Origin of the sequence: Burkholderia sp. SJZ089, from assembly GCF_007828315.1 — a bacterium.
Classification (GTDB): domain Bacteria; phylum Pseudomonadota; class Gammaproteobacteria; order Burkholderiales; family Burkholderiaceae; genus Burkholderia; species Burkholderia gladioli.
The window spans coordinates 141,355-154,718 of record NZ_VIUM01000015.1 but is presented as its reverse complement, the minus strand read 5'-3'; the positions used below and the strand labels follow the sequence as shown (position 1 = coordinate 154,718).

Annotated in this window: 11 protein-coding genes and 1 pseudogene; 5 read left to right on the top strand and 7 right to left on the bottom strand. The window is 66.3% G+C overall.

Annotated elements, in window-relative coordinates:
- Positions 1–26: 26 nt before the first annotated feature.
- A complete protein-coding gene (locus tag FB600_RS26110) occupies positions 27–383 on the bottom strand; it encodes a DUF4148 domain-containing protein (protein ID WP_145757560.1) in 357 nt (118 codons plus the stop codon).
- Positions 384–615: 232 nt separating this feature from the next.
- Between FB600_RS26110 and FB600_RS26105 the strand changes: the two genes are divergently transcribed.
- The gene (locus FB600_RS26105; RefSeq protein ID WP_098182651.1) at positions 616–1,560 is read left to right on the top strand and encodes a GlxA family transcriptional regulator; all 945 of its coding nucleotides are present in this window, start codon (positions 616–618) and stop codon (positions 1,558–1,560) included.
- Positions 1,561–1,877: 317 nt separating this feature from the next.
- Positions 1,878–2,798 (top strand): hypothetical protein, encoded by a 921-nt coding sequence (locus FB600_RS26100; RefSeq protein WP_145757561.1) that lies wholly within the window; start codon positions 1,878–1,880, stop codon positions 2,796–2,798.
- A gap of 137 nt (positions 2,799–2,935) precedes the next feature.
- Here FB600_RS26100 and FB600_RS26095 read toward each other — a convergent pair whose 3' ends face one another.
- On the bottom strand, positions 2,936–3,535 hold the full coding sequence (locus FB600_RS26095; protein ID WP_013689660.1) for a LysE family translocator: 600 nt from the start codon (positions 3,533–3,535) through the stop codon (positions 2,936–2,938).
- A 104-nt stretch (positions 3,536–3,639) separates the two neighbouring features.
- Between FB600_RS26095 and FB600_RS26090 the strand changes: the two genes are divergently transcribed.
- Positions 3,640–4,506 (top strand): LysR substrate-binding domain-containing protein, encoded by an 867-nt coding sequence (locus tag FB600_RS26090; RefSeq protein WP_103691779.1) that lies wholly within the window; start codon positions 3,640–3,642, stop codon positions 4,504–4,506.
- A 314-nt stretch (positions 4,507–4,820) separates the two neighbouring features.
- Here the strand turns inward: FB600_RS26090 and FB600_RS26085 are convergent, their stop codons facing one another.
- From FB600_RS26085 to betC, 4 genes are all read right to left on the bottom strand, one after another.
- Positions 4,821–5,375 carry a flavodoxin family protein gene (locus tag FB600_RS26085; RefSeq protein WP_017919147.1) on the bottom strand — a complete coding sequence of 185 codons (555 nt, stop codon included), beginning with the start codon at positions 5,373–5,375 and terminating at the stop codon, positions 4,821–4,823.
- Positions 5,376–5,609: 234 nt separating this feature from the next.
- Positions 5,610–6,755, bottom strand: coding sequence for a porin (locus tag FB600_RS26080; protein ID WP_145757562.1), 1,146 nt, complete (start codon positions 6,753–6,755; stop codon positions 5,610–5,612).
- 262 nt (positions 6,756–7,017) lie between these two features.
- The gene (gene choX / locus FB600_RS26075; RefSeq protein WP_098182648.1) at positions 7,018–8,013 is read right to left on the bottom strand and encodes a choline ABC transporter substrate-binding protein; all 996 of its coding nucleotides are present in this window, start codon (positions 8,011–8,013) and stop codon (positions 7,018–7,020) included.
- Positions 8,014–8,084: 71 nt separating this feature from the next.
- The gene (gene betC / locus FB600_RS26070; protein ID WP_145757563.1) at positions 8,085–9,620 is read right to left on the bottom strand and encodes a choline-sulfatase; all 1,536 of its coding nucleotides are present in this window, start codon (positions 9,618–9,620) and stop codon (positions 8,085–8,087) included.
- Between the two features lie 179 nt (positions 9,621–9,799).
- On the opposite strand from betC, the gene FB600_RS26065 reads away from it, so the two are divergent.
- Positions 9,800–10,738 (top strand): choline sulfate utilization transcriptional regulator, encoded by a 939-nt coding sequence (locus tag FB600_RS26065; RefSeq protein WP_227742742.1) that lies wholly within the window; start codon positions 9,800–9,802, stop codon positions 10,736–10,738.
- Between the two features lie 188 nt (positions 10,739–10,926).
- Positions 10,927–11,802, top strand: a complete 876-nt coding sequence (gene purU, locus FB600_RS26060; protein ID WP_096752689.1) for a formyltetrahydrofolate deformylase — start codon at positions 10,927–10,929, stop codon at positions 11,800–11,802.
- Between the two features lie 222 nt (positions 11,803–12,024).
- On the opposite strand, the pseudogene FB600_RS26055 reads toward purU, so the two are convergent.
- Positions 12,025–13,249 (bottom strand): annotated as a pseudogene (locus FB600_RS26055) (IS256 family transposase).
- Between the last annotated feature and the right edge of the window lie 115 nt (positions 13,250–13,364).

Sequence of the window (13,364 nt, the reverse complement as noted above, 5' to 3'; positions counted from 1 at the left end):
CGTGTGCGTGCCGGCCATGGCTACGTTCATTGACCGAAATACACGGGTTTCATGCCGTCGTTTTCGAGCGAGACATGATGATGGCGCGTGCCCGAGGCCGAAGCGCCGCCGACGCTGCCGCCATAACCCTGTTCGTCGCTGACCGTGCGCACGGCCACTTGCTGCTGCCCCACGCGCTGCTCGGCTGCCTGCAGTTGCGCCGGGTACGTCGTGTCCTCGCCGCGCGCCGAGTTGTATCCGGCGGCTTGCAGTTGCACGAGCTCGGCGCGCACCTGTGCACGCGTCAACTGGCGGGGCTGCGCCTGGGCGGCACCGGCGGCGAACGTGAGGACAACGGCGGCCGCGGTGGCGGCGATGATGCGATTGGCGAGAAGCGTCTTCATGATGGACTCCAGTGATAGGTTGGTTGCGTTCGCAACGTTGTCGACCCATGTCGTTTCGCTGCGGGTTCGTGATCTCCTTGTCGATCACGTGTATCCACTGTAGTGCCGCGACGCTTCTCGATGAATGTCCGCGCGGCTCAACAAACTGCTCGTTCGTCTCAAGTGCCGTACCGGGTCCGCCAGCCTCTATAATCAAGCGCGCGCCCCGCCCTCACCTCACCCGCCCAGCCCCATGCCGGAAACTCTCCACTTCCTGCTGCTCCCCGGCTTTTCCGCGCTTGGCTGCATGTCCGCGATCGAGCCGCTGCGGGTGGCGAACCGCTTTCGCCCCGATCTGTACCGCTGGCAACTGCTGAGCATGGACGGCGCGCCGGTGCTGGCCAGCAATGGCGTGGCGCTGAACGCCGACGCGGCCTTCGGCGAGGTGGAGCGCGCCGATACGGTGTTCGTGATCGCCGGCTTCGAGCCGCTGGCGCGCTACACGCGCACGCTGGGCCACTGGCTGCGGCGCCAACATCTGGGCGGCGCCACCATCGGCGGGATCGACACGGGCAGCTTCGTGCTGGCCGAGGCCGGGCTGTTCGACCCCTCGCACACGCTGACGCTGCACTGGGAAGCGCTGGCCGCGTTTCGCGAACGTTACCCTCGCCTGAACGCGACGCAGGAACTGTTCGAGACCGGCGAGCGCCGCATCACCTGCGCGGGCGGCACCGCCTCGATCGACATGATGCTGGAGCTGATCGGCCGCCGGCACGGCGCCGACCTGGCCGCGACCATCTCCGAGCAGTTCGTGGTGGGCCGGATCCGCCAGCATTCGGACCGGCAGCGGCTGGAGATCGCGGCGCGCTACGGCGTGCACAACCGCAAGCTGATCCAGGTGATCGGCGCGATGGAGCGGCACACCGAGACGCCGCTGTCGTCGGATGCGCTGGCGCAGGATGTCGGCATCACGCGGCGCCAGCTCGAGCGCCTGTTCAGCTCGATCCTCAACGACACGCCCACGCGCTTCTACATGCAGCTGCGGCTGGACCGCGCCCGCGAGCTGCTGCAGCAGACCGACATGACGATCACGGCGATCTGCGTGGCTTGCGGCTTCGAATCGCCCTCGCATTTCTCGCGCAGCTACCGGGCGCGCTTCGGCGCGAGCCCGCGCAACGACCGACAGACGCAGCGCTGAGCCTGGCACGCTGCGCGAGCCCGACAAGGCACGGAAGGTCTGCTGAAAACCAGTGCACGCGCCAGTGTAGAAAATCCGCTGAGCAATCGTGAGATTCGCGCGAAGCCCCGTCGCGCAGAACGCAATTCATCAATTTCGCCCCATTGCTGAGACACGCTCAGTCAAACTGAGAATTCAAAAACAGAATGACGGCTACATTGCCATGCAGGCTCATCCGCGATGAGGTGGTGGTACACGCACGGAGGTGCCCCAGCCAGGGCGGCGATCCATCGGTCGCCGCATCTCCACCCCATCCGACATCCTGTTGAGAAGAAGCGATGAAACTTTCCACGCCGTCGATCCACGGCACCACCCCAGCCACCGGCCAGGATTCCACCCAGCCGGCGGCGCACACGCCGGGTTCCCGGCCGCAGCCGACGGAAACGCGATCCCGCATGGGCGGTGCCCTGCAGAATCTCCCGCAACGTCCGACGTCGAATCGCTCGGCCGAGTCGCGTCCGGATGCGGGTTTCCAGCGCGCATCCACGCCAAACCAGCATGCCTCGGCGTACCCGATGGAGGCACCCGAGCACGCCGAGGCCTATCAGAACATTTCGGTATCCGGAGAATTCGAGCACGACGCGAGCCGGTATAGCAATGCACTCATGATGTACTGCGAAGCCGACAGCCGCGTGCATGTCCCGTTGGTCGATACGATCCAGCAGCACCCCAAGGACATCGAGCTGGAATTTTCCACCTCGACCCGCATGCCGGCCAGCCGAGCGGGCACCACCGGAGCGTCAGTGAACGGCGTGGGCGTCCATACCGATCCGACGGCGCTCGCGCGGCATATCGCAGCCGGACATCCGCTTTCGCTCTCCGTGGAGGTGAACGAGAACCACGTGCTCACCCAGAACAGCGGCTATGGCGCGCATGTCATCGATCATGAAATGTCCTTGCACGTGGCCCCCATCGTCGACGTCTTCCTGGAAGCCAAGACCATGGCCGCGCAGGCAAGCGAGAGCGAGGTGGCCGAGTTCATCCGTCACGAGCAGGCCGACGGCGGACGATTGAACGCGGACACGCATCATCGCAGCCTGGCCGAGGTCCGGCCCGACCGCCTTCCGGATGCGCATACCCGGCGACTGGTCGAAACGCACGTCGAGCTGATGTCGGGCGCGGATGACGACACCGTGAGAAGCCAGATCGGGAACGCGATGCAGGCGGACGTCACGGTCCATCAGCGCAACAACGACTGATTCGGCGCCGATGGACATCCGGGACGGCCGACACGGCCGGGCGCCCCGGGATACGCGGGGAACCGGCGTCGACGATTCGTCAGCGAGGCGCGGCGCCCGCCTGGCCAGGGACCTCGACGCGCCGCCTGAAGCAGCCTCTAGGCAAGCCATATCGCAACGATCGAGATCACCAGCAGCAAGGCCAACACCCGGTTGAGCATGCGCCATTGGGCGTCGGTGCGCAGCAGGCGGGCCAGGAACAGCCCCGCGAGACACCAGACCGAGAGCGACAGCATGGCCGCGACGCCGAACGACGCCCCGAGCAGGCCGGCCAGTTGAAGCGGCCCCGGGGCGAGCGCGGCAAACGATGCGGCGGCACCCAGCGTCATCGTCCATCCCTTCGGGTTGTGCCAGAGCATCCACAGGCCTCCGACAAAACCAGCCGGCTTGTTCAGACGCGCCGCGACGTGCGGCGGCCCGCTGCGCCCGATGCGCCAGGCGAGCCACAGCAGATACAGCGAGCCCAGTGCCTTCATGCCGAGTTGAAGGCCCGGCAGCGCGAGCACCACGCCGCCGAGCCCCGCCGCCGTCGACGCGGCCATCGATGCCAGACCGGCGGCGATCCCCACCATGTAGGGCAAGGAGCGCCGATAACCGAAATGCGCGCCCGATGCAGTGGCCAGGGTGGTCGCGCCACCCGGCGTGATCGTGGAGACCAGGACGAAAACCAACAGCGGCAGATAGTCGTGCAGGGGCACATGCCCTCCCGGCGAGTCGATCGGAGAACCCCGTTTTACCCGCGCGCGATGCATTAAGATAGCGAAACTTCTTGATCCATTCCATTAGCATTGGTAATGCAGAAATGGCCCGAAACCTCGATATCACCCTGCTCCGCGCCTTTGTCACCGTCGCCGAACACGGCAGCATGACGGCTGCCGGCAACGCGCTGCATCTCACGCAAGGCGCGGTCAGCCAGCAGATCGCGCGGCTCGAGGCGCTGGCCGGGCCCCTGTTCGTCCGCGATCGCCACGACCTGCGGCCGACGGCGGCCGGCGAGCGCCTGCTCGGCTCGACCCGGCGCTTCCTCGACATGCACGACGCCTTGCGAACCGAGATGACGGCCGGCGCGATAGACGGGGCGATACGCCTGGGCGCGCCGCAAGACCTGGTGGGAACCTGCCTGGCGCCGATCCTGAAAGGCTTCACGCAGAACCACCCCCAGGTCGAGCTCACGCTCGTGTGCGAGGCATCGCCGGAACTGCTGAAAACGCTGAAGCGCGGCGCGATCGACATCGCGCTGACGGAAGAGCCGCCGGGCAAATCCCGTGGCGAGTGCGTGGCCGTGGACCGGCTCGTCTGGGTCGGTGCAAGAGGGGGCACCGCGCATGGGAAGCGGCCCCTGCCGCTCTCGATGGTGGCCGAGACCTGCGCGTTCCGGCCCGTCGTGCTCGATGCGCTGCGCCGGCACGACATGCCATGGCGCGCCATGTTCGAAAACGGCAGCATCGATGCGACCGTCGCCATGGTACGTGCCGATCTCGCGGTGACGGCGCGCCTGGCGTCCACCGTGCCGGGCGAACTCGGCATCCTGCCTGCCGAATGCGGGCTTCCCGCGCTGCCCGATTTTTCGATCAACCTTCATGTACAGAAAGGACCAGGCGCCCCCGCCGCCGTGGAGTTGGTCCGCCACCTCAGGGAAGGGCTCGCGCGATATCGCGGCTCGACGTGATGGGAAACGCCCGGGAAACGATAAGGACACCATCCGGTCCCGCCGCTGCACAGCGGCCCTCCACGCTTCACCGAGCGTCGATGGCCGACGTTGAGCGGCAAGGCGATGTCCTCGGCATTCGGCGGCGCGCCGGAAGATGCCGACGCCTCGGGCGACCAGGCGATGCCGCGCCTCTGATCACGATCCGCAGCCACGATCAGTGCAACAGCACCATCGACGCGATGGCCGATCGCTAGTCGGTGCGGTGCGCCTCCTGCGCGCGGCGCGGCAGGGCCGCCGGCGCGGGATCAGGCCGGCGGGCGCCGGCCCGGCAATCAGCTCTGGAGCCGCTGGGCGACGGCCGCCACGCGGGCGGCATAGGCCTTCACCGTGTCCAGGTCGCCGCCCAGCATCTCCTCGACGCCCGCGTCGGCGGGCGACTGCAGCAGCGCGCCGACCGAGCCGCCGAGATTATTGACGTCGTCGCGGGTCGCCGCCTTGGTATTGGCGGGCGGGACACCCAGGCTGACCCAGATACCGCCGTGCTGGGAAGCGAGCGTCTGCAGATAGATCAAGGTGACCTGCTTGTCGCCGTTCAAGCTGGCGCTGTTGGTGAAACCGCCGAAGACCTTGTCCTGCCAGGCGCGCGAGAACCACTTCTTGGAACTGGCGTCCGCGAACTTCTTGAACTGCCAGGCGGGACCGCCCATGTAGGTCGGCGTGCCGAAGATGATGGCCTGGGCGGCATCGAGCTGCTCCCAGGCTGCTTCCGGCAGATTGCCCTCGGCATCGATCTCGATCAGTTCGGCGCCCGCGCCTTGCGCCGCCACTTCGGCGGCCCGCCTGGTGTGACCATATCCGGAAAAATAAACAACGATAGTCTTTGCCATGATGCTTCCTCGGGATGGGGGGGAATGTCCGGGACTACCGCGTGATGTTATCGTTTTTTTAGTCAGCGCCGGCAACGGCTTGGTCAATCGATGGCAGACTAGCCATCGAATTCCCCGGGCGTCGATGCCTCAGCGGCAATCGCCGGGGCACCGCCCCCCGATCGATCCCGAGCCCGATCGCAAGCGCCCGGCGCCGCGTCGCGGCGCCGGGCGAATCGAGCCATCATCAACGCATCAGAACGAATGGCGCATGCCGATCCGCACGTCCGCCTGCGTCTGCGTGGTCGACGGCGTGAAGCTGTAGCCGATCACGGCATCCATGCCATTCGAGGCGCGCAGGTAGTCGCCGGAGATATACACGTCGGTGCGCTTGGACAGCAGGTAGTGCACGCCGGCCGAACCCTGGTTCCAGTGATGGCCCTCGAAGCGCGTGTGCTGGTAGCCGCCGATCAGGCTCAGCGCCGGCGTGAACTGATACGTCGCGCCGCCTTCATACACCTGCATGTGCGAGCTCTGCCCAAAACCCTTGATCGTCGTGTAGGTGAAGTTGCCGATCAGCGAGAGCTTGCCGATCGCGTAGCTCGCGCCCACGCCGAAGGTGCCCTGCTTGTCGATGTTCATCGGCGTGCTGGAGAACAGGTCCGTCACCGCGCCCGTGGCCGGATCGACGCTGACGGTCGGCTGGCCGAGGAAGGTCTTGGTGCCGATCATCGCGTAGGGATCGAAGGCGTAGATGCCGTTCGGGTTGTTCAGCTGCGTGTAGGCGGCGCCGGCCGAGAAATCGCCGTTCGCGTAGCTCGCGCCCAGGCTGTAGGCGCTGTTGCGGTGGAAATTGCCGGCCACGTTGCCGAACGAGTACATGCCGCCGAACTTGAAGCCCGCGAAGGTGTTCGACAGGAACTTCACCGAGTTCGGCAGGCGGTCGCCGTTGAAGCGGTCGAAGTCGCCCTGGTGGATCGCGTAACCGCTGGCCCAGGCCGAGACGTTGGTCAGGTAGACCATCTCCTCGGTCATGTCGAGCTGGTCGCCGAAGGACAGCGTGCCCCAGTCGTTCTGCAGTCCGACATAAGCCTGGCGGCCGAACAGCGCACCGCCGAAGCCGAGTTGCCCGTTGCCGAGCCGGAAGCCGCTTTCCAGGGCGAACACTGCCTTCAAGCCGCCGCCGAGGTCTTCGGTGCCCTTGAAGCCGATCCGGTTGCCGTAGGACACGCCGTCGTCGAACTTGAACACATGCGCGCCGCCCGAATTGTTCACATAGGTAATACCGGCGTCGATGATGCCGTACAGCGTGACGCTGCTCTGCGCGTGACTCGTCGACGACACGCCCGCCATGGCCAGCGCGGCGGCGCCGGCTGCGGCAACTTTCATTCTTTTTTTCATCGTGGCAACCCCAAACCTGCATCCCTGTTGGAAGAATGACCCACGCGCGGCGCGGGTCCGAAGCCTTGCTTGAAACGGGTGACGCTGGCGTGGCCGGCTGGCCGAATCGCGAACCGGACACGTGAGGAAAAAAATACAAACCCAATTTATGGGTCACCCGTCTGCGAACGACAACAAATGGTCTGTATGCGACCGACCCGTGAAAGCCCTGAGGCGGGTTCGCGCTGCCACCGCCGCGAACCTCGCACGGGTTACGGGCGCTTCAGTGCAGGCCGAGCGCCGTCCTGGCGGCCGGCAGCGCGGGCGCGCCGCTGGCGGTGGTGACGCCCGCCAGCCAGGCGTCGAGCAGGTCGGGATGGGCCTGCAGGGCGCGTTTCGCGGCATCGGTGGGCGAGAGCTTGTCGACCAGCATCGAGGCGATCATGGCGTTCTCCACGTCCACGCTGAAGCTCACCTGCCGGAACAGCTTGCCGAGGTTCGGGCACTGGTTCGCGTAGCCGCTGCGCGCCACCGTGTTGACGGTCGCGCCGCCGTAGTCGGGACCGAAATAGGCATCGCCGCCCGACAGGTAGACGGGATGGAACCTGGTGTTCATCAGGTGCGGCTCCCAGGCCAGGAACACGATCCACTGGTGATCGCGTTCGGCGCGCTCGACCTGGGTCAGCATGCCGGTCTCGCTCGATTCCACCAGGCTCCAGTTGCCCGCGCCGAGTGCCTTGTCGGCGATCATCCGCTTGATGTTCTGGTTGGCCGGCGCGCCCGGCTCGATGCCGTAGATGCGATTGCCGAAGCGGTCCGCGTACCTGGCGAGATCGGCGAAGCTGTGCACGCCGGCGGCCGCCACGTAGTCGGGCACGGCCAGCGTGAACTTCGCGTGCGTCAGGTTCGGGTGCAGCACCTCGATCGACTTCTCCTCGACGAAGGGCTTGACCAGCGGCCCCTGCGCCGGCATCCAGTTGCCGAGGAACACGTCGATCTGCCCTTTCTTGAGGCCCTGGAAGGTGATCGGCACCGACAGGTTCGAGACGCGCTGGCGATAGCCGAGGGCATCCAGCACCACGCCCGTCATCGCATTGGTGGCGTCGATATCGGTCCAGCCCGGCGCGGCCATCCGCACCTCGGTGCAGGCGGCGGGCTCGGCCGCCCGTGCCACGGCGCCCGGCAGGAGGACGGCCAGCAAGGCCGACAGCGCGGCCGTCGCGAAGGTGCCGCGCCGCGGCGCGCGAGCCGCCCCGGCAGATCGATTGAAGCGTGTCATCGTGGATTTTCCTTATGGAATGGATGGATGGCCGGCGGCGGGTGGCCGGCGCCCGGTATTCAGCCCTGTACTCAGCCCTGCACGCGCGGATAGCGCGCCATCGCCTCGAGCGTGTCGAGTTCGATGTGGTTGCGCATGTAGCGCTGGCTCGCGTCCTGGAACGGCTGCCAGTCCCAGGAGGCGATGCGCCCCTGCGTGGTGGCCGCGAAATGGAAGCGGCGGCGGCGCTGGCTGGCCAGCACCTGGGCGTGGATCGCGTCCAGGTCCCAGCGCTTGGCCACTTCGGCGCGGAACGCGGCGACCAGCTCGGCCAGCGCCGGATCGTCGGCGAGGTTGCGCAGCTCGCGCGGATCGTCGCGCAGGTTGTAGAGCTGGTCCGGATCCACCGGCGTGTGGATGAACTTCCACTCGCCGCGCCGGATCATCACGATCGGCGCGATCGCGCCTTCGGCCAGGTACTCGCCGATCGCCTCGTCGTGACCGGCGCCGCCCGTCAGATGCGGCAGCAGGCTGCATCCGTCGATGCTATCCGGCCATTCCGCCGGCGCGCCGCCGGTGGCGAACTCCACCAGGGTGGGCAGCAGGTCCAGGTGCGAGACCGAGGCCGCCACGCGGCCCGGCGCGAAGCGCTTGGGCGCGTTGACGATCAGCGGCACGCGGCAGCCGCCCTCGAAGAAGGTCATCTTGTACCAGAGGCCGCGCTCGCCGAGCATGTCGCCGTGGTCGGCGGTCACGATCACGATCGTATCGTCGGCGAACCCGCAGGCTTCCAGCGCGTTCATCACCGCGTCGAACTGCGCGTCGACATAGGAGCTCGAGCCGTAATAGGCATGGCGCGCCGCCCTCACCTGCGCCTCGCCGGGCGGCGTGCGGTCGATCTCGCTGACCGCGCGCAGCCGCTTCGAATGCGGGTCGCTCTCGTCGTAGCCGAGCGTGACGGCCGGCATCGGCACGTCCTCGTCCCGGTAGAGGTCCCAATACTCGCGCGTGATCGCGTAGGGATCGTGCGGGTGCGTGAGCGACATCACCAGGCAGAACGGCCGCGTGTCCTGCCCCGCCGATTTCTCGCGGGCCAGGTCGTAGAGCTTCTGGCGGGTGGCGAAAGTCACCTCGTCGTCGAAATCGAGCTGGTTGGTTCGCACGCAGGGGCCCGCGTCGAGCACCGAGCCCATGTTGTGGTACCAGCTGGGCCGCGCCTCGGGCTGGCTCCAGTCGGGCACCCAGCCGAAATCGGCCGGGTAGATGTCGGTGGTGAGCCGCTCCTCGAAGCCGTGCAACTGGTCAGGCCCGCAGAAGTGCATCTTCCCGGCCAGCGCCGTGCGATAGCCGGCCGCGCGCAGGTAGTGCGCGAAGGTGAGCGTCTGGGCCGGCAGTTCGGCCGCGTTGTCGTAGGCGCCGATCGCGGCCGGCAGCTTGCCCGACATGAGGGAAAAGCGCGAGGGCGCACACAGGGGGCTGGCGCAATAGGCCGATTCGAACACCACCCCGCCGGCGGCCAGGCGGTCGATGGTGGGCGTGATCGCGCCGCGATGTCCGTAGGCGGACAAGGCGAACGGGGTCAGTTGATCAGCCATCAAGATAAGGATATTCGGCTTCGTGTTAAGCATCGCGAATTGACTGAATTAGAATCGACGGGATCGCGGCGCCGCCGGCCGCGCCGGGTTTTCGGCGCGGCGAGCGCGCCGCGGCAGGCTTCACTGTCGCCGGCTGGAATCGCGCGGGGAAGTGGTCGTTTGCTTATGGGCCATCAGAGGTGCTTATGAGAAGTCCCGATCGGTTACCACCGATGCAGGCGCTGTCCGCCTTCGAATCGGCGGCGCGCCTGGCCAGCTTCACGGCCGCCGCGCGCGAGCTGGGCTCGACGCAGCCGGCCGTCAGCCAGCGCGTGGTGCAGCTCGAGGAAGCGCTCGGCGCGCCGCTGTTCGAGCGCGGCCACCGCGGCGTGACCCTGACCGAGGACGGCGCGCGCCTGTTCGAGGCGGTACGCCAGAGCCTGGACACGCTGCGCTGCGCCACCGCCGACATCCGCGAGCGCCGCGCCCGTGGCGCCCTCACCCTGGTGACCGACGTGGGTTTCGCGACCTACTGGCTGATGCCGCGACTGGCGCAACTGAAGGCCGAGATGCCCGACGTGGACGTGCGCGTGGTGACGGCCCAGCACGCCGACCTGCAACGCGACCACGCCGATGTGGCGATCCTGTTCGGCGACGGCGACTGGCCGGCCTGCACCTCCACGCGCCTGTTCGAGGAAGCCGTCACCCCCGTGTGCTCGCCGGCCTTCCTGGCCGCGCATCGACGCAAGCTGAAGGGCCCGGCCGACCTGCTGGCGTTGCCGCTGCTGCACGTGCAGCCGACCAAGCCGGAACGCTGGCTGGACTGGCACGGCTGGTTCGCCGCCCACCAGCTCACCGTCCCGCCCGAGCCGCATGGGCTGACTTTCAATAGTTATGCGCTGGTGGTGCATGCCGCCCTGATGAACCAGGGCGTGGCGCTGGGGTGGTCGCCGCTGGTGGACGAGCTGGTTGCGAGTGGCCAGCTGGTACGCTGCGTGGAGGACACGGCGGTGACCGAGCGCGGGTATTTCCTGGTGCGGCCGCCATCGCGGCCCGAGGCGCCGGCGGTGGGCCGGTTCCGGCGCTGGCTGTTCGACCGCTGCCGCGAGCCGGCCGGCGCCGGGCGCGCCGTGGCGGCGGCGCCGGTTCATGCCGCCGTGAGCGGGCGCTGAGGGGCTGGACGGCTGATCATGGTTCGGCGCCGTCGGTTGGGTGCCGGCGCCGCCCCGGTTTGGCGTTTCGATACCAGCGGCACGGCGTTTCGATTCTATCCACCCGGATTACGGACTGGTTTACTGGAGCCCTGCCGCGAGAAGCGGCCGCGTGTGGCGCGCCGCGCCGCCGGTGATCCGAGGAAAGCATGTCCGGCTCCGTTCGCAACTCCCGATTCCTGTTGACGCTCTCCTGCCCCAGCGCGGCCGGCCAGGTGGCCGCCGTGGTGGGCGTGCTCGATAGCCACCGCTGCTATGTCGACGAACTAACCGTGTTCGACGACGACCTGAGCGGGCGCTTTTTCGTGCGCTGCGTGTTCCATGCCTCCGATGCGGCGGATACGCCCGATATCGACGCGCTGCGGGCCGAGTTCGCGCCGATCGCCGAACGCTTCCAGATGCAGTGGGCGATTCATGATGCCGATGCGCGGCCGAAGGTGATGATCCTGGTTTCCAAGCTCGAACATTGCCTGGCGGATCTGCTGTTCCGCTGGAAGATGGGCGAGCTGAAGATGGATATCGTGGGGATTGCCTCCAATCACGCGGATCTGGCGCCGCTGGCGATGCAGCATGGCTTGCCGTTTCGGCATTTTCCGATCACCGCGGAGACGAAGGCCCAGCAGGAGGCGCAGTGGCTGGATATGTTCGAGTCCAGTGGGGCTGAATTGGTGATTCTGGCGAGATATATGCAGGTGCTGTCGCCGGAAACCAGCGCGAAGCTGGCGAATCGGGCGATCAATATTCATCACTCGTTCTTGCCGGGGTTCAAGGGGGCGAAGCCTTATCACCAGGCGCATGCGCGTGGGGTGAAGCTGATCGGGGCGACGGCTCACTTCGTTACCGATGACCTGGATGAAGGGCCGATTATCGAGCAGGTGGTCGAGCGGGTCGATCACTCGTATCGGCCGGAACGGCTGCTGATGGTTGGACGGGATATGGAGTCGATTACGCTGGCTCGGGCGGTGAAGGCGTTTATCGAGCGGCGGGTGTTTCTCAATGGGGATCGGACGGTGGTGTTTAGTTGAGTTTGATGTGACTCGGTGGGCGGGAACGCGCGCCGGGTAGGTGTTTCCTTTAGTCTCTGACTTTGACAGCCCCCGCGCAGGAATGTGTGGGGGTTTTTTTTGGGTTCGTCGAGGAATTCCGGGGGAATGTGGCACGGATTCCTCCAGTCCTACGGTGCTGAGCAGGGATTCGTTGTAACCGCCGGGCCTGTCAGAATTTTCGTGTTCGAAGCGGGTTGAGCATCACACGGATGGCCGGACAAAACGCTCTTCGTAGAGGATGGCAAACTGATTTATGGCTGCCTTCCAATCATGCGCGGCGCGTCCCCAGTCAGCCGTAATGTTACGCAAGGCCAACCAGATGAGCTTGGTGGCCGCTTCGTCACTGGGAAAGTGACCTCGCGTCTTGATGATCTTGCGAATCGCCGGGGGAAATGCGAAGAACGGGATCACGCGATCCCAGGCGCTGCGCCATGAGGCACTGACGGTCGGGAAGCGCCGTCCCCATTCGCTGTCGGCAAACGCATCCAACTCGGCCTGGGCCGCTTCCGCGCTCGCCGCCGTGTAGATTGGCCGGATGGCCGCGGCCAGCCCGCGACGGTCTTTCCAGCGCGCGTAATCCAGGCTGTTACGCATCAGATGCACGATGCAGGTCTGCAGCGTCGTGGCCGGGAATACGGCTGCCAGTGCCTCGGGCATCCCATTCAGTCCATCGGTGACGGCGATCAGGATGTCGTTCACACCACGCGTTTTCAGATCATTGAAGACCTTCATCCAGAACTTCGCGCCTTCGGTGCTTTCGATCCAGAGCCCCAGAATGTCGCGCGTTCCATCGGGCAACACGCCCAGCGCCAGATAGATGGCCTTGTTCCTCACGACGGCGTTTTCCCGGATCTTGACCCGCAAGGCATCGAAGAAGACGACCGGATACATCAATTCAAGCGGCCGGGCTTGCCAGGCCGTGACCTCGGCCATGACTTCATCGGTGACGGAGCTGATGAAATCCGGCGACACCTCGGTGCCGTACTGTTCGAGCAGAAAAGCCTGGATTTCTCGCACGGTCATGCCGCGTGCGTCCCACGGGGACTAGCTTCGCGTCGTACATCGCCACGATCTTGTCGTCGAAGCCGGTGAAGCGGCGTTCGTGCTTGGGAATCAGCAGCGGCTGGAAACTGCCGTCGCGATCGCGAGGCACCTCGATACGGATCGGGCCGTCCTCGGTCAGAACCGTCTTGGCGCTCTTGCCATTGCGTTGATTGCTCACCTCAGATGGCTTGGCCGCGCCCGACGCGTAGCCTAGATGGTGATTCATTTCACCACCCAGCGCGCGCTCGATCAGCGCTTTCTTGAGTGCCAGCGTGGCGGCATTGATAGCTTCGGCCGTCATCGGGCCATTGCCGAACTGCTCCAGCAGCTCGGCGGGAATCGTCGGCAACTCGGCCGGCGTGGCTTTCGGTTTGCGAGGCATAGGTTCTCCTTGGGACAAGAATATGCCTCGAACACAAAATTACGGACAGGCCCTGCTTCGGCGCGGGATCGGCCAGCCACTCATCTTGCCCGCGTGACCGCTCTACTACAACCTG

Excerpts from the sequence above, each read along its gene's own strand:
- FB600_RS26110 (WP_145757560.1), bottom strand. The coding sequence starts at position 383 with ATGAAGACGCTTCTCGCCAATCGCATCATCGCCGCCACCGCGGCCGCC.
- FB600_RS26105 (WP_098182651.1), top strand. The coding sequence starts at position 616 with ATGCCGGAAACTCTCCACTTCCTGCTGCTCCCCGGCTTTTCCGCGCTT.
- FB600_RS26100 (WP_145757561.1), top strand. The coding sequence starts at position 1,878 with ATGAAACTTTCCACGCCGTCGATCCACGGCACCACCCCAGCCACCGGC.
- FB600_RS26090 (WP_103691779.1), top strand. The coding sequence starts at position 3,640 with ATGGCCCGAAACCTCGATATCACCCTGCTCCGCGCCTTTGTCACCGTC.
- FB600_RS26085 (WP_017919147.1), bottom strand. The coding sequence starts at position 5,375 with ATGGCAAAGACTATCGTTGTTTATTTTTCCGGATATGGTCACACCAGG.
- FB600_RS26080 (WP_145757562.1), bottom strand. The coding sequence starts at position 6,755 with ATGAAAAAAAGAATGAAAGTTGCCGCAGCCGGCGCCGCCGCGCTGGCC.
- choX (WP_098182648.1), bottom strand. The coding sequence starts at position 8,013 with ATGACACGCTTCAATCGATCTGCCGGGGCGGCTCGCGCGCCGCGGCGC.
- betC (WP_145757563.1), bottom strand. The coding sequence starts at position 9,620 with ATGCTTAACACGAAGCCGAATATCCTTATCTTGATGGCTGATCAACTG.
- FB600_RS26065 (WP_227742742.1), top strand. The coding sequence starts at position 9,800 with ATGCAGGCGCTGTCCGCCTTCGAATCGGCGGCGCGCCTGGCCAGCTTC.
- purU (WP_096752689.1), top strand. The coding sequence starts at position 10,927 with ATGTCCGGCTCCGTTCGCAACTCCCGATTCCTGTTGACGCTCTCCTGC.